A 19,685-nucleotide genomic window follows, 5' to 3' on the forward strand; every position below is an offset into this window, starting at 1 on the left:
AGACTAATTGAAGAAATTTCCCTGCACTACCGTCGTCTGTTTAGACTTCAGATCAACCGCCGTCACTTTCGCTAACGACACGTAATCCTCCAACAGACGCTCTTCCGTACCAAGCTCGCCCGATTCCACGAAGACGCCGACGCCAGCTACCTTCGCATTAAATTCGGTAAGCAGATCCATCATGCCTTGAATCGTACCGCCAGCCTTCATGAAGTCGTCGATAATAAGAACGCGGGCGTTCTCTTTCAATGTTCTGCGTGCAAGCGACATCGTCTGAATTCGCTTGTTGGAACCCGAGACGTAGTTGATGCTCACGGCAGAGCCCTCCGTCACCTTATTGTCGCGCCGGACGATGACAACCGGCAGGTTCAAGCATGCCGCCGTCGCATACGCGAGCGGAATGCCTTTCGTCTCGACCGTCATAATGACGTCGATCTCCCGGTTCGCGAAAGCCGTCGCGAACATCCGTCCGAGCTCCGATAGCAGTTCAGGCTGACCGAGCATATCCGTCATGAATAAATAGCCGCCAGGCAGCACTCTTTCAGGCTGCTCCAACTGGCGGCATACATTATGAATAATTGAAATCGCCGCATCGTGACCGATTCTCGGCGTAAACTTTACGCCTCCGGCCGCTCCTGCCAACGTATGCAGTTCTCCGATGCCCTCTTCTTCGAATACTTCTTTAATAATCGCCAAATCCTCGCTGATCGAAGACTTAGCGGATTGATAGCGATCCGCGAAGGCGGTGAGAGATATTAACGTGTGGGGACGGCTCAGTAAATATTGTGTCATTTCCACGAGTCGAGCGCTTCGTTTTAATTTTTTCAAAAAATCACCTCTCCTCGCTAAATCCGAATATTATAAAGCCAATATAACATTTTTATACGGATTTAATCAAGGAAAACGGACAATCGTCCGTTATTTATGTGAGCATTCTTACCACGTACACTTCTTTGCAGAAGCCGCGAAGCCCGTTATAGATGCGTGCCAGCTTCGCTTCCTTCGACACGAGACCAAACACGGTGGGCCCGCTTCCCGACATGAGCACGCCTTCGGCGCCAAGCTTCTGCATGCTCTCCTTCAACTGAAGCACCTCCGGGTAGTGCTTAAGCGTCACTTCCTCCAGAACGTTGCCCAGCGAAGCGCACATATCCGTGAACGATCCGCGTGCAATCGAAGACAGCATGTCCTTCATTGAAGGATGCTCTTTGACCTCGGACGCTCTAAACTTGCCGTATACGTCAGCAGTAGATACGTTGATTGGCGGCTTGGCCAATACAACCCAGCATTGCGGCGGATTGTCGATCCGCTCCAGCCGCTCTCCGCGTCCAGTTGCGATCGCGGTTCCGCCCGTTACGCAGAATGGGACGTCAGACCCGAGCTCTGCACCTAATACGCACAGCTCTTCATCCGAAATACCCAGACCCCACAGACGGTTCAGGCCGCGCAGCGCTGCCGCCGCGTCGCTTGATCCGCCGGCAAGACCTGCAGCGACAGGAATCTTCTTATCTAAGTGAATATAGACGCCTTTGCGGACGTCGTAACGGTCTTTGATCAGCTTGGCCGCTTGAAACGCCAAGTTCTTCTCATCCAGCGGAATGTACCCTGCCTGGCTCGATATAATAATCTGATCGCGCTGCAGTTCTTCCATCTCCAGCCGGTCGGCCAGATCCACCATCGTCATAATCATTTCAACTTCATGGAAGCCGTCCTCGCGTTTGCGCAGCACATCAAGCAGCAAATTGATTTTGGCGGGAGCTTTTTCATATATTTTCATTATTTTCACCCGTTCGTATGGTTAACTTCACCTATTATAACAAACGAAGTGAAGGATGCCAAAGGGAAGTACCCTCTGGACACCCAAAACTCCCTAAAAGGGAGATCCAAAGGGCTGGCCCTCTGGACACCTGTTAAGGGGCTTCGCCCCTCAAACACCCGAGTTTACACCCAGACCCTCAAGCGAGGGATTTCCAAAGGGCTTCGCCCTCTGGACACCTGTTAAGGGCTTCGCCCCTCAATCACCAGAGTTTATACCCAGGCCCTCAAGGGCTATTTTCTACCCACCCAAACCCTCCCTGCAAGGGAGGGCCCCAGAGAGCTCGCGCCCTCTGGACTCCGCTAAGACGCACCCTAGCTCACTATGTATCGTCCGCCCGCCCTTGCCGCCCACGGCAAAGCTCCCCGTTCATGCACCCTGGTTACATTCGGTCGTCCTCACACTTTATTCGCTCGTCCTCACCTGTCACCACCCATTGATGATTCATCGATTGAACGCAACAGTATAAAGAGACTTAAGAACCCTGTTTGGTTGACGACGGCTTGTTCTCCAAGTTGATTGTGCAAATAAGCGACATTGAAGGACTCTTGATCGGTGTACATCAAAATAAGCGCCCTGAGGGGCGCTTATTTTGAATTGCCGCAATGATTACTGCAACGGCTACGCTGTTTATCGGTTTGTTTTATCCGCGGCAGCTTGTTCGGCCATTTGGATCGCGCGTTTCACCATGTTGCCGGCGTCTTTCGCGCGGATGCTGCCCCAGCCTTCCTGCTGAACCGTGTCGTAGAAACCAAGATCCTTCGCAAGCTCATATTTCAAGCTTTCAGACATTACACTGCGTCTGCGTCTGCTCATGAGTCATCCTCCTCCTCAAATAGAACTATGGCATGATACACCCTCAGTATGCGGACATCCCCGCTATTTCATGCGGGAATCTCGTTTCCATTTCGGGTCGTTCACACTCAGGGCGCCAGACGAAGTCCAAGCCCTGCATAGTGGTCAGGCATCACGGTTGAGCGTGTCCCAAAGGGACGGCAAGCGGCTTCAGCCAGCAAGTGTAGGGGTGAGCAACGAATGAGATGCGGACGCATCAAACGGATGTAAATACGGGAAAGAGTAAAGCGTGTCCGAAAGGACGAAAGCGAGGAGACGGACAACAGTGTCTAAAATAGTCCTAGGGGAGTCCAGAGGGCGCGAGTCCTCTGGGGCCCTCCCTTCCAGGGAGGGTTTGGGTGGGTAGAAAAATAGCCCTTAAGGGTTTGGGTGTAGAAGGGAGCCTGAGGGGCGGAGCCCCTAAACAGGAGGGAGTCCAGAGGGCGCGAGCCCTTTGGAGCCCTCTTAGGGTTTGGGTGTATAAAAAAAGCGCCTTCCCGCGCTAAGGGGGAACACGCCTTGAGTGCCGATCATTCGGCAAAATCCGTTCACTGTATATAAGTTATCCGAATCTGGCCTTCCTCGTTGCACACGTGCACTTCGACGGATTCGGTCAAGATGTCGGCATAACTGTATGACACGCGCTTAAACGCGCTTTCTTCCTGGTCCAGCTTGACAATGAAAACAGATGGGTAGATTTCTTCCAGTACACCGGTGCGTTCGACGGTCTTGCGTCGGCCTCCATTGGCGCGAAGGCGAATTTTGGAACCGACATGGGCCTCTAAGCTGCGTTTGATTTCCGACAGCGCATTTTTTGCCATTGTCCACTACCACCTCTTTCCTCGTCCATTATAACGGTTCGAAGAGGTGAAGTCAAACAAGCTAATAATTATATCAATCAACCAAACTCTATGTCAATAGTTATTTTGACCAATTTTAGAGATTTAGATAGTTGCCCTAATCCTCTTATATAGAGGTGCTTGCAGTGGCTGGCGCCTTGACCCATTTCGGCTTCGGAAGCCCTTTGCGGAGACGGCCGATTGTCTCAACGCCTCCAATTCCTTCGATGCCGCTGATCGTGCCATGAATGACGTCCGGCAGATCGATCGTCTCTCGGATCGGCGTCGCGCTTGCCTTGATGGCGATATAAACCGGATCAAGCGCATGGATCAAAATACGGCCAGGTGAACTCGCGAAATTGGACCCCGCCTGCAGCAGCGCCTCATAATGCGACTGGCAAGCGCCCGCTACGACGACGAGCGAATCGCGGTTTTTCTCGTAGTCGCGCGCGACGCGTACTGCGTTGACGAAATTTTGCGAGTTCTTGTAGCTGCTGATGCTGCCTAGATCTTCTTGCCGTCTATTCTTAAGTACGCCGTCATGTCCGGTTATGACGACGATGTCTGGCTTCAGCTCCGGCAGCAGCCGGTACAGCAGCTCCGGCATTTGTCCTTCATGAACGTGAACGCCGTGTGCCGGCACTCTCATTTGTGAATACAACTGCATGCTCTTGCGCAAATAATTGCTGTCTCCGTCCAAATGAAGCACCTTGCCCGGCATTTCGTAGAACGGATGGTTCGCGTTCGATTGCGATTGACTGGTCTGCGACGCCAGCCGGAGCGGATCATCCTCTTGAAGAGGAGGTCTCTTCTCCTGCATGCGGCGCATCGATTCCTTGACCTTGATCCGAACTTGCTGCGATGCTTGCGTGGAATCAGGATCGTTCACGACTGCTAGGTCAAGAAGCGGCGAATCCGCAAGCAGCCGATAATCCGTGCCTTTCAGGACAGCTAGTTGGTTATCTCGTAATGATTCAATGCGGAACAGCACGTCACCGCCGTATGATTTGCGGACGACCAGGTCCCCTTGCTTCATGGGCAGATCACCTCTTCGTCTATCCTATGGGTGAAGGCGGAAGAAGGTGACTGCCGATTGCCGCTATCCAGCTGTTAAGACAAACCGAGTCCCGCTTCATGAAGCGACTTGCTGAGCACCGCAAATTCATCCAGCGACAACGTTTCTCCCCGGCGTCCCGGATCGATGCCGCACTGCCCGAGCAGCGTAGTCAGCTGCTCTCTGCGGTCTTTGCCGAGCCAAGAAGACAAGTTGTTCATGAGCGTCTTTCTCCGCTGTGCGAACGAAGCTTGTACCACACGGAAAAAATGGGCTTCATCCGGCGTCTCAACAGCCGGCTTATCCCGCAGCGTCAACTTGATAACGGCCGAATCGACATTCGGCTGCGGAATGAACACCGTATGCGGCACCGTACAGACGATACTCGGGACGCAGTAATACTGCACCGCTACGCTGAGGCTTCCATATTCTTTGCCGCCTGGCTTCGCCGCCATCCGGTCCGCCACTTCCTTCTGGATCATAACGACGATATGCTCCAGCGGAAGACGGTCCTCCAGCAGCTTCATTAGAATCGGAGTCGTCACATAATAAGGCAAGTTCGCGACCACGCTCACGCCAGACAAGCCAGCGAACTTTTCTTCGAACAGCTGCGCTAGATCAAGCTTAAGCACATCCGCATGCACCACTTCAACATTCGTCTCGCCCGCAAGAGTGTCACGCAGAATCGGAATCAGCCGGTTATCGATTTCGACTGCCGTTACGCGGCTTGCCGCGCCAGCCAAGTGCTGGGTTAGCGCACCGATGCCTGGACCGATCTCCAGCGCGCCTTTCGTTTTGTCGAGCTCTGCCGCCGATACGATTTTGTGCAAAATATTTTGATCGATCAGAAAGTTCTGACCGAGACTCTTCTTAAATTCAAAGCCGTACTTCTTTACAATATCCCGCGTACGCGAGGGGGTTGCCACCTCTGCCGGTCTGCCCGTATTTCCGCTCATCTTCTAGCCACGCTCCTGTTCCAGCTGCCGCTCCATTACGCGCCATGCTTCAATAAACTCGGTCTTTGTAATCCGGAAGCTGACGCACCGTTTATAAAACGTCTTGCCATTCGCATAGCCGATGCCGAGCAACTTGCCGATCACCTCTCGACGCATGGACGCCTCTGGATGGACGATGAGTCCCGCTTCGATCAGATCGTCCCACGTCACTTCCACTGAACCGCCCTCACCTGCAAGCTGCTCCGTCCGCACATTGTCCAGCGCTTTGCGGATCGCTTCGGGCGACGCATTTTCTACTCCAATATCGCCCTTATACATCGCTTCCTCTTGAGGAAGGAAAGCGTGCTTGCACCCCGGAACGCGCTGTGCAACAATACGCCGAATCCGTTCGCCTGCATGATCAGGATCTGTAAAAATAATAACGCCGCGGCGCTGCATCGCGAGCTCGACCCGGCGGAGTACGTCTTCGCCAACTGCAGATCCGTTCGTCTCAATCGTATCTGCCTCGACTGCCCGCTTGATCGCAGCCGTATCGTCCTTGCCTTCTACTACAATGATTTCTTTAATCACGTTCCGCCATTCCTTTCGTTACGGCATGCCGCTGAAATGCCTGTTCGTACACAAGCAAAAAGAAGAGGCATCGCCTCTTCTTATCATGGCATATTTAGCATCGAAATACGATACATATGTGATACGCAGCCTTGCAGCCATTAGCTCGAAGATGGTTTGTTCGGTCCAATCACGTAAACCGTGTAACCCTTCTTCGTGCCGAATTTCTCTGCGTAATCCTCGCTGTCGTAATAAACATCGATTTTGCTGCCCTTCACCGCGCTGCCCTTATCCTCTGCCCGCCGGAAGCCGATACCTTCGATGTATACCCACCACCCGATCGGAATAACGTTCGGGTCAACGGCAATCGTCCGTCCTTCCTTCACTTTCGTTCCGGATGCGGTAATGCCGTATTGTGGATGGTTCTCGCTCTTGCCGGTCGACTTCACGCCAGCGGAATAAGCAGTCAGCGTGACGTTCTTCAGCACTTTCTTCGACTTGAACGTAACGCCCTTCATCGAAACCGTCTGTACGCCAGAGGACTTCGCCGACAGCGTCGTCACTTCCGCCTTCTTCGTTCCGACCGCAACGACTTTATCAACGGCTGCCGTCTTCACCGACTTCTCAACGAGAGTCGTCGATACCAGCTTGCCGTCCTCGTATACGTTCTCGAACTGGCTGACGACCAGTCCGTCTGCGCCGGATTTCACCAGCTTCTCCTTCCCTGACTCGAGGGTCGGATCATTCTGCTTCACTACCGTGAAAGGAACTTTGTGCTCGGATTGCGTCACTTTACGTTCGACGCGAACGACTTTAACCGCCAAATCCGGCGTTATTGCCGCATCCATGCCCGGATATACTTTGTCGTATCCGCGAATCGGAATATTTAAATCCTCGATCGCCGCTTGCACCGTTCTCTCGGTCGTGTACACTGTCCGAGTCTTGCCGTCAGCCGTTACAGTTACAGACGAAGCATGGTCGATAACGACCCGGTCTCCATCCTTGATGGCAGCATTCAGAGGCATTGAAACCTCATCATGTTCACCAACCGTAATAGCTTGTTCATCCAGTAGGCGTTGCAGGACCCATTGCTTCGTTTTCACGATGCTCTCTTGTCCATTCACTACTACGGAGACGCTCTTCTCAGCCGTTCCGTACAACAACACCAATAACATGAAAGTCATAGCGATTGAGATAATGGCACTCAAAATAATTAACCGCAAGTTTTCATGCTTCCATCGCAATGCGAAAGACATGCTGGATGATCGTTTCCCATGGGTGTCCTCTTTCGGAATTACGCCCACTTCTTCGGTCCTCCTTCATAGCCCCGCCGTCGAGTGTCTCGCATGATACAGTTGACGCGACTATAGTATATTGGCGTGACGAATCACGCATCCAGTTCCTTCTCACTCACCTCCATGATTAACCCTATGTCGACGTTTTACGCTTTATTCAAAAAGAAAAGAAGCCGTCGACAGAGGATCATCTGCTTCGTGGCTTCCCGGGTTGGTCACAGCTAGGCATGGTAAGTGGGATTCGAAGGTTGATCTCTCTATGTCGCTTACGAGGTTAGCTGTCGGATTCGGGCAAGAGAGCTGCCCTATTCGCCTGCGCCGGTACGCCCGGATGCATGTCGCGAAATTCACCCCAATGGTACATGCTTCCACCTTCTTGATGCCCTAGATCAGCATCTGTCCGGCTTCCACATCTGGGTCCCCCGTTCTCCGTTAGGAGATTAAGCGTGTTACTGGAAATCCAATACATTGTGTAAGTTCTGAAATGAATCATACCCCGTGTTCGCTAACCTTGTAAAGAACTGATTAAAGACGATTTTAGCGATATTTAAGGAAATTCAAGCAAAAGAGAAGCGGTTTTACCGAAGAAATCTACTTTTATCACACGTTAGATACGTTTTACTCCGGTTTGCGCCTACTTCCGCTCCAAACGGAAACAATTTCTGGCATTTACGGACGTTAAATATCCGATTTCTTCTAGTGTTTTTCCTTTTATTGCTGCCACGGCTTCCGCCACTTGAACTACGAAAGCGGACTCATTTCGTTTCCCTCTATAAGGGTGAGGGGCTAGATATGGGGAGTCTGTTTCAATTAGAAGTCGGTCGTCCGGCACCTTCGCCAGCACCTCTTTTGGCACCTTCGCATTCGTGAATGAAACCGGTCCTCCGAACGAAATATAGAAGTTCATGTCGAGACAAGCTTTAGCCGTTTCCCAGCTGCCGGAGAAGCAGTGCATAACGCCGCCAACCTCAGCTGCATTCTCTTCCTTCAATATACGTATGACATCCTCGTGGGCATCCCGGTTATGAATGACGATCGGTTTGCCGACTTTGCGCGCAAGGCGGATCTGCTCGCGGAACACGCGATGCTGTACATCCTTCGGAGATGTGTCCCAATGATAATCAAGTCCGATCTCGCCAATCGCGACGACCTTCGGATGCGACATCAGCGACTCGATCCATTCCAGATCGCCTGGCTGCATATGAATGCTTTCTACAGGATGCCAGCCGACTGCCGCATAGAAGAAATCATAACGCTCCGCAAGCGCCATCGTCGTCGGGATCGTCTCCCGGTCGAATCCGATATTGATCATCAATTCGACACCCGCTTCGCGTGCCCGGGCGATTGCCTCCTCGCGGTCGCTGTCGAATTTAGAATTGTCCATATGAGTATGGGTGTCGATTAATGAAAGTTTTCCGCTCATGATGTTTCCCCTTTCTAATATATACCGCATTGCTGAAACTGCTGGATATCTTAATAGCCGAATATCGACCGGATATGGCTGTCCAACCGGTGAGCAACCGGACGAAGCAGATCATCTGGGAAATACCACCGGTGCTTGTCCTGATGAAGACCGGTTAGCGATCTTATAATGTCCGAACGAGCCGATATTTCCGACATCACGCCCTCAGAATCAAGCAGCAGAATCGGTGGCTTATCGCTGCCTTTCTTGCCTGATCCAGGCCCGGCATCTGGACGGTACACATCGTAAGGAAGATCGGACGGAAAGTCAACTTCGAGATGATAGTCCGGATGCAGCCCTGCTTTTTTCAACTGACGCTTCGCCTCTTCGAACAATGTTTCATTATGATCGCTTACAATAACTTCTTTATACAACCGCCGGTGCAAAAATCGTCTGCTCAGATCGGACAGCCATTCGTCGCGCTCATCGGCCCAAGCCATGAAGACCGTCTGTGCAAGCGCTTCATCCAGCCGGAAATAATCGTCCGTCGTCAGCTCTCCGCGGAACAGACGAAGCAGCGGTTGAGGCAGCCAATCGAACGTGTAGCCATTATGGTAGAGTTCCTTCGCCCGCCGCAAGATTTGACGCAAAATGATTTCCGAGCTTCGTGTCACGGGATGGAAGTATACTTGCCAGTACATTTGGTAGCGCGACATCAGATAGTCTTCCACCGCATGCATCCCGCTCTCCTTCACGACAATTCGCCCCTGATGCGGACGCAACACCCGAAGGATTCTCTCGAGATCGAATGTTCCATAATGAACGCCTGTGAAGTACGCATCACGGAGCAAATAATCCATCCGGTCGGCGTCCATCTGGCTCGATACCAGGTTTACGACAATCGGTTTGTCGTATTTCTTCTTAATAATAGCAGCAACCCGCTCCGGGAACTGATCGTCCACTTCCCGAAGCGCCTGATTAACTTCCGTATCCCCCGTTATAATTCGACATGTCCAATCCTCATGGTCGGTGTCGAATACTTCCTCGATCGAATGCGAGAACGGTCCGTGGCCAAGATCGTGCAGCAGCGCTGCGCACAACGCCGGCAGCCTTTCCTCTCTCGGCCAGTCCGGATACTCATTACGCTCGAACGACGAGATGATTCGGCGCGTAATCTCGTAAACACCAAGTGAATGCGAGAATCGGCTATGCTCAGCCCCATGGAACGTCAAATAAGAGGTGCCGAGCTGTCTAATCCGCCGAAGCCGTTGAAACTCTTTCGTATTAATTAGATTCCAGATTAACTGATCTTGCACATATACCGATTTATGTACGGGATCCTTAAAAACTTTCTCTTCAGCCAACAACCTCTCCATGTGACAATTCCACCCCTTACAGCAAATTTGTTCAATATTTCGACACAGCTCTTAGGTTTTTGTCGAAAAGTGTCGTAGGATCATTTCCAAACGTTATCGTGTTGTTGTATGATAATAGTATCGCATTATCGCCCTACATTACAGGATTAACAGAAATATTTGGCGGTTTATAGCATTATTTCTAGGTTGACTGTTCTGGGTATTCTTGGTATTATATTAATCATAAAAAGTAAAACCGTGTCGAATAGTGACGATTAATAAGAATCATGAGAGGGGAAAATTTATTATGATGAAGTCTACTGGTATCGTTCGTAAAGTTGATGAGTTGGGTCGCGTCGTAATTCCAATCGAATTGCGCCGTACGTTGGGCATTGGTGAGAAGGATGCGCTTGAGATTTACGTGGACGGAGAGCGCATCATGCTGAAGAAATATGAGCCAGCATGCATCTTCTGCGGCAATGCAGAGAACGTTGCGTACTTCAAAGGAAAAATTGTTTGCAATGTTTGTCTCTCGGAATTGCCTACCCCTGTGACAAAATAAAAGAAATAGGTTATAATGTAGTTATCCACATGTTAATTCTAACCTTTTTCATACTCCTTATGCCTTCCAGCGCTTAAACCCGGCCTGGAAGGTCCTTTTTTTATGTGGACAATACGTGGATAAACAGTGGATAACGCGCAGCGCTATCCACTTTCGTTTTTTCGCATAACCATATTATATACGTCCCGCTTCTGCATTGACCGATCCGCCGCCGCACGCTTGATTGCGTCCTTCCGGCTTAACGACTGGCGATCCTCGTAATGCTGCACATGCTCCTCAATAGATAAGGATGACCACCATACGGCGTCTTCGCCGCTCATGCCGGTCATAGCCGCTCCCGTTCCATCTCCGTCATCTTCCTGCGACAATACCGATGCCGTTGATCGAGCCGACTCTATCTTCCGCCCTTCTACGATAATGACGTATTCGCCAAGAGGGGGATGTTCCTCCAGCCAAGCGATACATTCGGATACCGTGCCTCTTGCCGCTTCTTCATGCCTTTTGGTCAACTCCCGGACCATCGCTATGCTGCGGTCGCCAAGCACCTCTAGCATAACCGCAAGTGTCTTCGACACCCGATGCGGCGATTCATAGAGCATCACCGTTCCGCGCTCATGCGCGAAGCTAGTCAGCCACTCGGTCAGCGCCTTCTTCTGTCGCGGAGGGAACCCCATGAACAGAAACCGCTCAGTCGGAAGACCCGACATAATAAGCGCGCTTAACGCAGCGTTGGCACCCGGCACCGGAACGACCGCAATACCGCGCTCCGCAGCGTCGCGCACCAGATCGGCGCCTGGATCGGATATAGCAGGCAATCCAGCATCGCTGACAAGCGCGATCGAAGTGCCCTCCTCAAGCAGACGGAGCAACTCCGGGCCGCTTGCCCTCTTATTGTGTTCATGATAGCTCACTATTCTTGTCGAAATTTCAAAATGAGTAAGAAGCTTTCGCGTCTGTCTTGTATCCTCCGCCGCGATCAGATCCACCTCGCGAAGCGTACGGATTGCGCGGAACGTCATATCCTCCAAGTTACCGATCGGCGTTCCGACGAGATAGAGCGTTCCTGTCGTACGGTCTGACCCTGCTTCAAAGCTGCGCTGTACTTGCATCATTCACTCTCCCCTCCGGTTTGACCGGCTGCCCAAATGCCATCGCTGCCATAATAGAGCAGCTTGAGCTCTTCTGTGTATTCTCTTTCCTTCGTATATACAATTAGCGGCGGCAGTACCTTCAAGAATGGCTTCCCATCGCGAATCGCTTCAATTAACAGCATGTTTGCCTCCGCCCCCGCATGCGGATGAACGAACCGGATTCTTTTCGGCTCCAGCTTCCAGCGGCGGAACGATTCCATGATATCGATGAGCCGGTTCGGACGGTGCACCATCGACACTTTGCCGCCCGTACGCACCAACCTTGCACATGCTTCGACAACATTATCGAGCGTACAATGAATTTCGTGCCTAGCTATCGCATAATGCTCATTCTCGTTCTGATCGCCCGACTGTGCCTGCATATAGGGAGGATTGACGGTTACCGCATCATAGATGCCGTTGCCCGCTTCCTTCGGATAGGTGCGCAGGTCGGATTCGATAATTCGAATTTGCGAATCCAGCTTATTGAACGATACGCTTCTGCTCGCCATGTTGGCCAATCGGGGCTGTATTTCAACGGCATCAATCGAGGCACGCGTTCGCGTCGACAACAAAAGCGGAATAACGCCGTTACCGGTACATAGATCGACAATCTTGCCCCTAGGCGGCACGGAAGCGAACCGGGCAAGCAATACTGCATCCATCGAGAAGCTGAACACTTCCCGGCTCTGAATAATTTGAAGCTCCTTCGTCATCAGATCATCCAGCCGCTCACCTGGGAGAAGCTCGACGCCGGGGGCTAATGCCCCGCCAAATTGTTGTACTTGATTGCTCTCATTGTGCACCGTATTCGTATCCTCCATCCGTATCCATCCTTGCCCCTATAGCGCTAAAAGTCATGGAACAAAAACAAAGACCCTTACGGGTCTTGTTCGAATTGCTGCACCGCCGCCGAAGACGGAGCCGCATGTTTCTTCTTGAAGGCGTTATTTATTCAGGAAAGACAGACAGAATAAACAATCGCCTTCCGTCCGCAAATGTCCGTAATAGACATTGCATATGTGAAATCCTTCATGATACAAGCGAGCTAAGTTATCATGCCCGCCTCCGATAACCGGAATCGGTTCGTTCTCAGACGGTGCAGCTTGCTTCGCGTCCAACTGCTCCGAAGCATCCTCTTGATCCGGCAGTTCATCTGCAGCTGCGGGCTCCTGCATCGTATCCAAGAACGCCGACCCTTGCCGGAGCAACTTTCTAAGCTGGTGGTTCTCCATACTAAGCCGCTTATTCTCTTCCAGCAGCCTCTTCAAATGCTGCTTCATCAACCCGAGCTCTGCATGTACGGCGCCTACGCGGCCCTCCAGCTCGTCCATTTGTACGAAAAGATCTTGGTTATCCAATACAGTTCCCACCTCAGAATCGTGATGGAACGGGTTATTTCACGACGACATCGTCCAATGGAAGCTCCTTAGGCTTGCCTCCGACGTCGAGAAGTTGTACATAGACTGTCTTGCTCCCCGCATTAATTCCGGTTACTCTACCTTCGCCAAGCGACGTAACGACCACCTTACCGATCGACGGAATTTCCTCGCGGACACTCTCGTAGTTATCATGCTCATACTTCAGGCAGCACATCAGTCGTCCGCATAATCCCGATATCTTCGTCGGATTAAGCGACAGATTCTGATCCTTCGCCATCTTGATGGATACCGGCTCGAAATCGCCCAGCCACGAAGAACAGCACAGCACGCGGCCGCACGGTCCGATTCCGCCCAGCATCTTTGCTTCATCCCTTACACCGATTTGCCTTAGTTCAATTCGGGTACGGAATACGCCAGCCAAATCCTTAACCAACTCACGGAAGTCGACTCGACCTTCGGCAGTGAAATAAAAAATAATTTTGTTGCGGTCAAACGTATATTCTACATCGACGAGCTTCATCTTAAGCTGATGATTGCGAATTTTGTCCAAGCACGTCGTAAAAGCCTGACTGGCCGACCGTTTATTCTCTTCCACTACCTTCGCGTCGGCTTCATTGGCGATTCGTATTACTTTCTTAAGCGGGAGGACAACATCCGATTCACCGACTTGCTTCTGTCCCACCACGACTTTCCCGTATTCGATGCCGCGCGCCGTCTCGACGATCGCATATTGATCCTTCGTTACGGGCAGGTCGACGGGATCAAAGTAATAGATCTTGCCCGCTTTCTTGAAGCGAACACCGACGACATTATACAAGGCATTAGCCCTCCTGTAGATTCACCAGTAATTGCTCTAGCGCAAGCTGAGTTGATACGTGTGCGCGTATCCGCTTGCCGCACTCCAGCACATGCTCCATGCAATTCACCCAACCGTCCGGGGTACGGGCGTATGCATGCTTGCCAATCCATTCCGACTGATCTATAAAAACGATTTCTTCAAGCCTGCCGGCTTGATAATGAATCATATCTTTAAACCATAATAACAACATGGCGAGCAGAAGCTGCGGATCTTGTCCCGCTTCGGACTTGACGACCTGCTGCTGGACCGTCACGATCGCTGCGGTAAATCGGCTTAAGCTCTCCTTGCCTAATTGTATCACTACGTTTCTTGTTTCTGCAAACCCATTCTGCTGGATAAGTTCTCTGCAAGCATCCGTTCCGGAAGCAAGCCTAGCAGCCGTTCTCGCTGTAATAGAAGGAATTCCTTCCGCTTCGAGCGCAGCAGCCAGCTCCTGCGGCGACAGTGGGACGAACGGAATGAGCTGCACTCTTGACCGGATGGTCGGCAGAATAGCTTGTCCGTTATCCGTTAATAGAATAGCCACAATCTCTGACTGCGGCTCTTCGAGAAATTTGAGCAAGCTGTTCGCCGCCTGCAGCGTCATCGTCTCGGCTTTCTCCACGATATATACCTTACGCTGCACGCCCGCATTCCGGTACGACATTTCACGCTGCAACTGCTGAATTTGTCCGAGCTTGATCGACTGTCCGTCCGGCTCCAGTTGGTGCAGATCCGGCTGGTTGCCGTGTTCGAACTTTCGGCATTCTATGCATTGCCCGCATGCGTCCTCATCGCCTGCCGTACAGAACAGCGCTTTGGCGAATGCGAGTGCAAGCGCCTTCCGGCCCGTTCCGCGCGGTCCGCTGAACAGATAAGCATGCGATACTTTGCCGGTTCGCAGTCCGTAACGCAGCAACGACTTCGCTTTGGATTGGCCCGGCACTTGTTCCATACTCATGGTGCGGAATTCCTTTCTTTAGAAAAACAAATTAATTAGCAATCCGCGAATCTCGCCAATGCTGCTAAGCAGCTCAAGGCGTCCTTGCTCGCTCTGCAGAAGTTCCTCCGCCATTGCGATCAGCTTGCCGTCGATTTCGTCCAGCAGCTTATACCGCTTCATTCTGCCTCGGCGGTCGAAGCTCCGCTGCTCCTTCAAGCCGACGCCGCGTTTGACCGTATCCTCGAGAAACTTGCGTACCATCTGCTGATACAGCTTCAGCTCTCGCACCGTCATGGAACGAGCGAGCCGTTCGCCTTGATTATAAATATCTTGGAGCTTGCGCTGCAACTGCTCGGCTGTACGCTCTTGATCATTCTGCTGCATCACGTCCGAGAAGCTTCTTGTTGCAACGGTTTTATTGGATTGATCCGTACGCGACCGCTGCTCGAGCGGACGCCACCCCGATTCAATCTTCACTTGTCGTCACGCCCTATCTGTCGGTATCGCTGAATCATTGCTGTCTTATTGGTACTCATTCAATCGTAAATTAATAATGCTCGAATCTTTCGACGGGTACGACGAACACGGCCGCTCCGCCTACTTGCACTTCAACAGGAAATGGAATATACGAATCTGCTGAGCCGCTCATCGGCGACATTGGCGTTACAAGCTGGTCTCTTACTTTACAGTTCGACCGAATGGCATGCAGTACCTCATGCACACGTTCATCCTCGATCCCGATCATGAACGTCGTATTGCCCGCACGAAGAAATCCTCCCGTACTGGCCAGTTTAGTCGCCCGGAACCCTTCCCGAACGAGCGCATTGGACAGACGATTGCTATCCTTGTCTTGCACGATTGCGATGACTAGCTTCATCCTCAATCCCTCCCGTGACCGTAAAAGCGTCGTATATTATCGATATACGATACTATTTTGACACCGATTGGCTAAATTCCTGCCCGCGCTCCATAATGATCGACAGACAACTTGCCAATACTTCCTCCTGATGACGTTCTGCGTCAATTACTGCAATACGGTCCGCGAAACGTGCCGAGAGCTGCAGGAAGCCTTCGCGCACTTTCTCATGGAATGATGCCTTCTCGAGATCGAGCCGGTTAATCTCGCGTCCATCCGCTTCTTGAATGCGGCGAAGGCCCGTCTCCGGCTTCACATCCAAGTAGAGAGTCAGCTTCGGCATCAGCCCATTAATCGCGAATTCGTTAATGGCCATCACCTCGTCGATTCCGATCCCTCTCGCATGCCCTTGATAAGCGAGACTGCTGTCAATGAAACGATCACATAGCACGACATGTCCTTGCGTGAGCGCAGGCACCACCTTCTCTACAAGATGCTGTCTGCGGGCAGCCGCATACAGCAGCGCCTCCGTACGTCCATCCATTGCCGTGTTGCTCCGGTCCAATATAACCTCTCGAATCTGCTCGGCAATTGGAATGCCCCCTGGCTCACGCGTAGTTGTCACTTGATAGCCCTGTGCTGACAATTGCGATGCCAGTCCCGAAATCAGCGTCGTCTTGCCTGAACCTTCGCCGCCCTCTATTGAAATGAATAAACCTGTATTCAAGCTTAACGCCTCTATTCATCTAGTATCCGTTCTTGCTTCCATCATAACAAAGCTTATCCGGTGAGTCATCCGTTACGACCGGATTATTCGGATCGTCTGCAACTTCGGATTGGCCGCTCCTTGCACCTTAGCTCCGCGTGCCGACAAGCTTTCCAGTTCCGTTACAATCCCTGCCGTTATCGTCTCTCCCGCATAGACCAGCGGAATACCGGGCGGATAAGGAATGACTGTCTCGGCGCTCCTGCAGCCTGTTGCTTCTTGAAGCGGCAAGGTATCGATTAAATCACGGTTAATGCGATGCAGAGAGAACGGCACAGGTTCAGATACAGCGAGTAATTCCTCGCCTTCCCCATATATGTTCGCGAAGCTCTCCGACTTTTGTTCCGGCTGTTCCCGGTTATTGAGTTCCTTCTCGATTGCCTCACATGCAGCAATAAAGCGTGCCGTATCCTCATCGCTTATGAATGGGCCAACAATAAGCAATACACGCCGCTCATCCGCCATCTCCGCCCAACAGCCATGACTCTCCAGCATCCTTTGCAGCTCGTAACCGCTAACCAAGCTAAGCCGGTCCCGTATCACGATACGAAGCGGATCCTGCCTTACTTTCATTTCATGTTTGTTATTCAGCGGTAAGCTCTGTTGTTTCCGTTCCCCCTGCTGCCGGATCGGCATACTCGCTATCATGCTTTCTTCCTTTAATCGATTGTCACCGATCGATAACCGGCCTGCTCGGCTATACAAATGGCCACGTATTCTCTCTGCTGCTGCCAAGCCAGATTCAAACATTAGACCGCCGGCCGATTCAGCCATTGCCCGGGCAATATCGAGCGATGCCATAATGGGGTATGACGGGCTTGAGCTTTGCACCATCGTCAACATTTCGCGCAGCCGCTCCATATCGATCCGGCCCCTTCGGACATGAAGCATGGCGCCCATCGTCATCGCCGGGAGCGTCTTGTGCGTCGACTGAACGACAGCATCAGCGCCTTGCGATAAAGCGGAATGCGGGAACGCTTCATGCAAGCCGTAATGAGCCCCATGAGCCTCATCGACCAATAATGGAACTCCGTGACGATGCGCCAGCTCGGCATATAAATTTATCGATGTGGCATACCCGTAATAATTCGGCGTGCTAAGCAGTACCGCTTTCGCTTCCGGGTACTGCTTCAGCGCATTTTCGATATCACCCAGCCTCGGAATAATCGCTGTTCCATCCGACGCCTCGTATGACGGCCGCACGAATACAGCTTTTGCCCCAGCCATCCGCAGACCATTGATAACCGACTTATGAACATTGCGCTGCACGATAATCGTATCGCCCGGCTCGCATGCAGCCAATATCATTGCAATATTGCCAGCCGTACTCCCCCCGACCAGCAGCATCGTCTCATCTGCGCCATACATAGCAGCCGCCAATCGCTGAGCTTCTGCAATAACTCCTTCCGGCGCATGCAGATCATCGGTCGTCGACAGCTCCGTTACATCGATCGGAAGCAAGCGGCCAAAGCGGTCTGCCGCTTCACGCTCCAACAGTCCATTATTATGGTTATGTCCATGCTGCTTCCATGCCTCGCCATATCGATGACCTGGCACATGAAAGGATACGGGCTTCTCGTCCGCATGCTTGGACAATTGTTGAAATATAGGGGCAGTGAAACGTTTATAATTGTTCATGACACTCATCCTCATACCAGACTCCATTAAACTCTGGTATTCATTGTAACACTGCCGTATGATTAACCCTAAATAAAAAAGCCTCTCCGACTTAAGGAAAGGCGTACATCAGGCGTTCCGCTGAACCCATATTTGTCTCATCTGATGAATGTAGAAGGGATATTTCTCATCAAGGACATCCGTAGCGACAATATCAATCTCACAATCTTCGCAAATAAATTCGGTTACGATCCGAATGCCTTCTTCCTCATGCTTCGTCTCGCCACATATTATACATTTACACATATGCTGCGCTTCCTCCATGCTGATGCCTCCTATCAGGGGGAATAACGGCTTATCTATTATTATGGCGCAAAATCTACTACTTTAGTCAGGTTCTTAACGTTATTCACCTTTTTTATTCAGATTATGTGGGCACCAGCACATTGGTGAATAATAAACGATATTAAGCGGCCGTATTCAAGAACAGCTCGCTAATTCCGATATATGTGTTGAATCCTTCAGAAAGGGAAGCTTACCATGCGACAAACCTTACAAGAGCAAAAAAACGCAACCGTCTACCAGTACCAGCTCATTCGTAAAATAAACATTCATCCTAAGCTGCTCCTCAGCTATAAAACGATTCCATTCCTCTTCATGTCAGCCGGAATCGTTGCATACGGTTGGAGCGGCGTCCTATATGGCCTAATCGGACTTCCAATAAGCATTCTGCTTCGTTTCCTATTGAACAGGCTGACGCTGTTACGCGTAGATAACTATCAACGTCAGCGCTGGGGATGGAGTATTAATATCCCCTTTATGGGCTATACGCCTCTCATTGAAGTACCGCTCGGACTTTATCGCAGAACGGAGCTCGTCATGTTCTGGATCGGTCTTTGCATTATCGGTATGCTGCTGCCATGGATCGGACAAGCCGGGTTCTTCGAGCTCGCTGCATGGCATTTGTGGCTCGCCATCCCTGCGCTGTCCATTCTTACGTCGCTTCGCAAACAGAAGCATGACGGCATCGTCAAGCTCGAAACAGAATGCATCCAGTACTATCATCGTTAAACCATTTAATTGTTCGTAAAACAAAGCTGTCCATCGCATGACGATCCATCGTCATACGTTGAACGGCTTTTTGATTATGCTTTTCGGAGACGTTAGGGGGATTAACAGTTGGCGCCCTCGCAATCTCCATTAAACGGACAATCCTGTAATCAATCGAGACATATTCCCGCAACATCTATTAAGTATCAACATACAGCGGTGACGTAATTGTATATTCGAATAAATCACCGGCTAATCGAATAAATCCGAGTGCCTCTATCTTGAATCTTTACTTCGCAGAAGTAATAGTAGACGAACAATTGACGTAGTAAAGGGAAGTCTCCGGAGAAGTCCTGAGGAGGCTGAGGAGGCTGAGGGCCCCTTTGGGACCCTCTCTGAGACGAATAGGTACGCATGTGGTCCGATCACACAACAAAAAAG

The 19,685-nt window shown here is 51.3% G+C and carries 22 protein-coding genes and 1 riboswitch; of the genes, 2 read left to right on the forward strand and 20 right to left on the reverse strand.

All coding sequences use genetic code 11. The annotated features are described in order from the left end of the window. Positions 1-3: 3 nt before the first annotated feature. From purR to PKO01S_RS19400, 10 genes are all read right to left on the reverse strand, one after another. Positions 4-828: a pur operon repressor gene (gene purR / locus PKO01S_RS19355; protein ID WP_127533090.1), complete on the reverse strand. Its 825-nt coding sequence runs from the start codon at positions 826-828 to the stop codon at positions 4-6. A gap of 94 nt (positions 829-922) precedes the next feature. Further along, the gene (gene ispE / locus PKO01S_RS19360) at positions 923-1,777 is read right to left on the reverse strand and encodes a 4-(cytidine 5'-diphospho)-2-C-methyl-D-erythritol kinase (protein ID WP_127533091.1); all 855 of its coding nucleotides are present in this window, start codon (positions 1,775-1,777) and stop codon (positions 923-925) included. Positions 1,778-2,446: 669 nt separating this feature from the next. Continuing rightward, a complete protein-coding gene (locus PKO01S_RS19365; protein WP_127533092.1) occupies positions 2,447-2,632 on the reverse strand; it encodes a small, acid-soluble spore protein, alpha/beta type in 186 nt (61 codons plus the stop codon). Between the two features lie 566 nt (positions 2,633-3,198). After that, positions 3,199-3,471 carry a biofilm formation stimulator Veg gene (gene veg, locus PKO01S_RS19370; protein ID WP_127533093.1) on the reverse strand — a complete coding sequence of 91 codons (273 nt, stop codon included), beginning with the start codon at positions 3,469-3,471 and terminating at the stop codon, positions 3,199-3,201. A 145-nt stretch (positions 3,472-3,616) separates the two neighbouring features. Then, positions 3,617-4,525, reverse strand: a complete 909-nt coding sequence (gene yabG / locus PKO01S_RS19375; protein ID WP_127533094.1) for a sporulation peptidase YabG — start codon at positions 4,523-4,525, stop codon at positions 3,617-3,619. Positions 4,526-4,599: 74 nt separating this feature from the next. After that, entirely contained in the window at positions 4,600-5,499 is a 900-nt protein-coding gene (gene rsmA / locus PKO01S_RS19380; protein WP_127533095.1) for a 16S rRNA (adenine(1518)-N(6)/adenine(1519)-N(6))-dimethyltransferase RsmA, read from the reverse strand. 3 nt (positions 5,500-5,502) lie between these two features. After that, positions 5,503-6,069, reverse strand: a complete 567-nt coding sequence (gene rnmV, locus PKO01S_RS19385) for a ribonuclease M5 (RefSeq protein ID WP_127533096.1) — start codon at positions 6,067-6,069, stop codon at positions 5,503-5,505. Between the two features lie 140 nt (positions 6,070-6,209). Continuing rightward, positions 6,210-7,352: a 3D domain-containing protein gene (locus PKO01S_RS19390; protein ID WP_127533097.1), complete on the reverse strand. Its 1,143-nt coding sequence runs from the start codon at positions 7,350-7,352 to the stop codon at positions 6,210-6,212. A gap of 239 nt (positions 7,353-7,591) precedes the next feature. Continuing rightward, positions 7,592-7,800, reverse strand: a riboswitch (cyclic di-AMP (ydaO/yuaA leader). Positions 7,801-7,977: 177 nt separating this feature from the next. Then, positions 7,978-8,766, reverse strand: a complete 789-nt coding sequence (locus PKO01S_RS19395; protein ID WP_127533098.1) for a TatD family hydrolase — start codon at positions 8,764-8,766, stop codon at positions 7,978-7,980. A gap of 50 nt (positions 8,767-8,816) precedes the next feature. Beyond that, positions 8,817-10,121: an HD domain-containing protein gene (locus PKO01S_RS19400; protein ID WP_127533099.1), complete on the reverse strand. Its 1,305-nt coding sequence runs from the start codon at positions 10,119-10,121 to the stop codon at positions 8,817-8,819. 286 nt (positions 10,122-10,407) lie between these two features. Between PKO01S_RS19400 and PKO01S_RS19405 the strand changes: the two genes are divergently transcribed. Continuing rightward, positions 10,408-10,662 (forward strand): AbrB/MazE/SpoVT family DNA-binding domain-containing protein, encoded by a 255-nt coding sequence (locus PKO01S_RS19405; RefSeq protein WP_127533100.1) that lies wholly within the window; start codon positions 10,408-10,410, stop codon positions 10,660-10,662. A gap of 143 nt (positions 10,663-10,805) precedes the next feature. Here the strand turns inward: PKO01S_RS19405 and rsmI are convergent, their stop codons facing one another. The 10 genes from rsmI to PKO01S_RS19455 form a co-directional block, all read right to left on the reverse strand. Next, positions 10,806-11,771 (reverse strand): 16S rRNA (cytidine(1402)-2'-O)-methyltransferase, encoded by a 966-nt coding sequence (gene rsmI, locus PKO01S_RS19410; RefSeq protein ID WP_127533113.1) that lies wholly within the window; start codon positions 11,769-11,771, stop codon positions 10,806-10,808. Further along, positions 11,771-12,508 (reverse strand): tRNA1(Val) (adenine(37)-N6)-methyltransferase, encoded by a 738-nt coding sequence (locus PKO01S_RS19415; RefSeq protein WP_246070642.1) that lies wholly within the window; start codon positions 12,506-12,508, stop codon positions 11,771-11,773. The genes rsmI and PKO01S_RS19415 overlap by 1 nt, the downstream gene beginning before the upstream one ends. Before the next feature lie 231 nt (positions 12,509-12,739). Then, positions 12,740-13,153: an initiation-control protein YabA gene (locus PKO01S_RS19420; RefSeq protein ID WP_127533102.1), complete on the reverse strand. Its 414-nt coding sequence runs from the start codon at positions 13,151-13,153 to the stop codon at positions 12,740-12,742. Positions 13,154-13,187: 34 nt separating this feature from the next. After that, complete coding sequence (locus PKO01S_RS19425) at positions 13,188-13,991, reverse strand: PSP1 domain-containing protein (protein WP_127533103.1); 804 nt, start codon at positions 13,989-13,991, stop codon at positions 13,188-13,190. A 4-nt stretch (positions 13,992-13,995) separates the two neighbouring features. Further along, positions 13,996-14,973, reverse strand: coding sequence for a DNA polymerase III subunit delta' (holB, locus tag PKO01S_RS19430; RefSeq protein ID WP_127533104.1), 978 nt, complete (start codon positions 14,971-14,973; stop codon positions 13,996-13,998). 18 nt (positions 14,974-14,991) lie between these two features. Beyond that, complete coding sequence (locus PKO01S_RS19435; protein ID WP_127533105.1) at positions 14,992-15,432, reverse strand: YaaR family protein; 441 nt, start codon at positions 15,430-15,432, stop codon at positions 14,992-14,994. A 70-nt stretch (positions 15,433-15,502) separates the two neighbouring features. Next, positions 15,503-15,832: a cyclic-di-AMP receptor gene (locus tag PKO01S_RS19440; protein ID WP_127533106.1), complete on the reverse strand. Its 330-nt coding sequence runs from the start codon at positions 15,830-15,832 to the stop codon at positions 15,503-15,505. A 52-nt stretch (positions 15,833-15,884) separates the two neighbouring features. Beyond that, positions 15,885-16,538 carry a dTMP kinase gene (tmk, locus tag PKO01S_RS19445; RefSeq protein WP_127533107.1) on the reverse strand — a complete coding sequence of 218 codons (654 nt, stop codon included), beginning with the start codon at positions 16,536-16,538 and terminating at the stop codon, positions 15,885-15,887. 72 nt (positions 16,539-16,610) lie between these two features. Then, the gene (locus PKO01S_RS19450) at positions 16,611-18,215 is read right to left on the reverse strand and encodes an aminotransferase class I/II-fold pyridoxal phosphate-dependent enzyme (RefSeq protein ID WP_127533108.1); all 1,605 of its coding nucleotides are present in this window, start codon (positions 18,213-18,215) and stop codon (positions 16,611-16,613) included. Positions 18,216-18,323: 108 nt separating this feature from the next. After that, positions 18,324-18,518 carry a sigma factor G inhibitor Gin gene (locus PKO01S_RS19455; protein ID WP_127533109.1) on the reverse strand — a complete coding sequence of 65 codons (195 nt, stop codon included), beginning with the start codon at positions 18,516-18,518 and terminating at the stop codon, positions 18,324-18,326. 216 nt (positions 18,519-18,734) lie between these two features. On the opposite strand from PKO01S_RS19455, the gene PKO01S_RS19460 reads away from it, so the two are divergent. Further along, positions 18,735-19,265, forward strand: a complete 531-nt coding sequence (locus tag PKO01S_RS19460) for a transposase (protein ID WP_127533110.1) — start codon at positions 18,735-18,737, stop codon at positions 19,263-19,265. Positions 19,266-19,685 lie beyond the last annotated feature (420 nt).

Source organism: Paenibacillus kobensis NBRC 15729, assembly GCF_004000825.1.
GTDB classification, from domain to species: domain Bacteria; phylum Bacillota; class Bacilli; order Paenibacillales; family Paenibacillaceae; genus Paenibacillus_T; species Paenibacillus_T kobensis.

What these genes read in the sequence shown, in the direction of transcription:
- rsmI (WP_127533113.1), bottom strand. Translation starts at nt 11,771, where the DNA reads ATGCAAGTACAGCGCAGCTTTGAAGCAGGGTCAGACCGTACGACAGGA.
- PKO01S_RS19460 (WP_127533110.1), top strand. Translation starts at nt 18,735, where the DNA reads ATGCGACAAACCTTACAAGAGCAAAAAAACGCAACCGTCTACCAGTAC.
- yabG (WP_127533094.1), bottom strand. Translation starts at nt 4,525, where the DNA reads ATGAAGCAAGGGGACCTGGTCGTCCGCAAATCATACGGCGGTGACGTG.
- PKO01S_RS19415 (WP_246070642.1), bottom strand. Translation starts at nt 12,508, where the DNA reads ATGACGAAGGAGCTTCAAATTATTCAGAGCCGGGAAGTGTTCAGCTTC.
- rsmA (WP_127533095.1), bottom strand. Translation starts at nt 5,499, where the DNA reads ATGAGCGGAAATACGGGCAGACCGGCAGAGGTGGCAACCCCCTCGCGT.
- PKO01S_RS19455 (WP_127533109.1), bottom strand. Translation starts at nt 18,518, where the DNA reads ATGGAGGAAGCGCAGCATATGTGTAAATGTATAATATGTGGCGAGACG.
- holB (WP_127533104.1), bottom strand. Translation starts at nt 14,973, where the DNA reads ATGAGTATGGAACAAGTGCCGGGCCAATCCAAAGCGAAGTCGTTGCTG.
- PKO01S_RS19400 (WP_127533099.1), bottom strand. Translation starts at nt 10,121, where the DNA reads ATGGAGAGGTTGTTGGCTGAAGAGAAAGTTTTTAAGGATCCCGTACAT.
- PKO01S_RS19365 (WP_127533092.1), bottom strand. Translation starts at nt 2,632, where the DNA reads ATGAGCAGACGCAGACGCAGTGTAATGTCTGAAAGCTTGAAATATGAG.
- PKO01S_RS19450 (WP_127533108.1), bottom strand. Translation starts at nt 18,215, where the DNA reads ATGAACAATTATAAACGTTTCACTGCCCCTATATTTCAACAATTGTCC.
- PKO01S_RS19440 (WP_127533106.1), bottom strand. Translation starts at nt 15,832, where the DNA reads ATGAAGCTAGTCATCGCAATCGTGCAAGACAAGGATAGCAATCGTCTG.
- PKO01S_RS19395 (WP_127533098.1), bottom strand. Translation starts at nt 8,766, where the DNA reads ATGAGCGGAAAACTTTCATTAATCGACACCCATACTCATATGGACAAT.
- ispE (WP_127533091.1), bottom strand. Translation starts at nt 1,777, where the DNA reads ATGAAAATATATGAAAAAGCTCCCGCCAAAATCAATTTGCTGCTTGAT.
- PKO01S_RS19405 (WP_127533100.1), top strand. Translation starts at nt 10,408, where the DNA reads ATGATGAAGTCTACTGGTATCGTTCGTAAAGTTGATGAGTTGGGTCGC.
- veg (WP_127533093.1), bottom strand. Translation starts at nt 3,471, where the DNA reads ATGGCAAAAAATGCGCTGTCGGAAATCAAACGCAGCTTAGAGGCCCAT.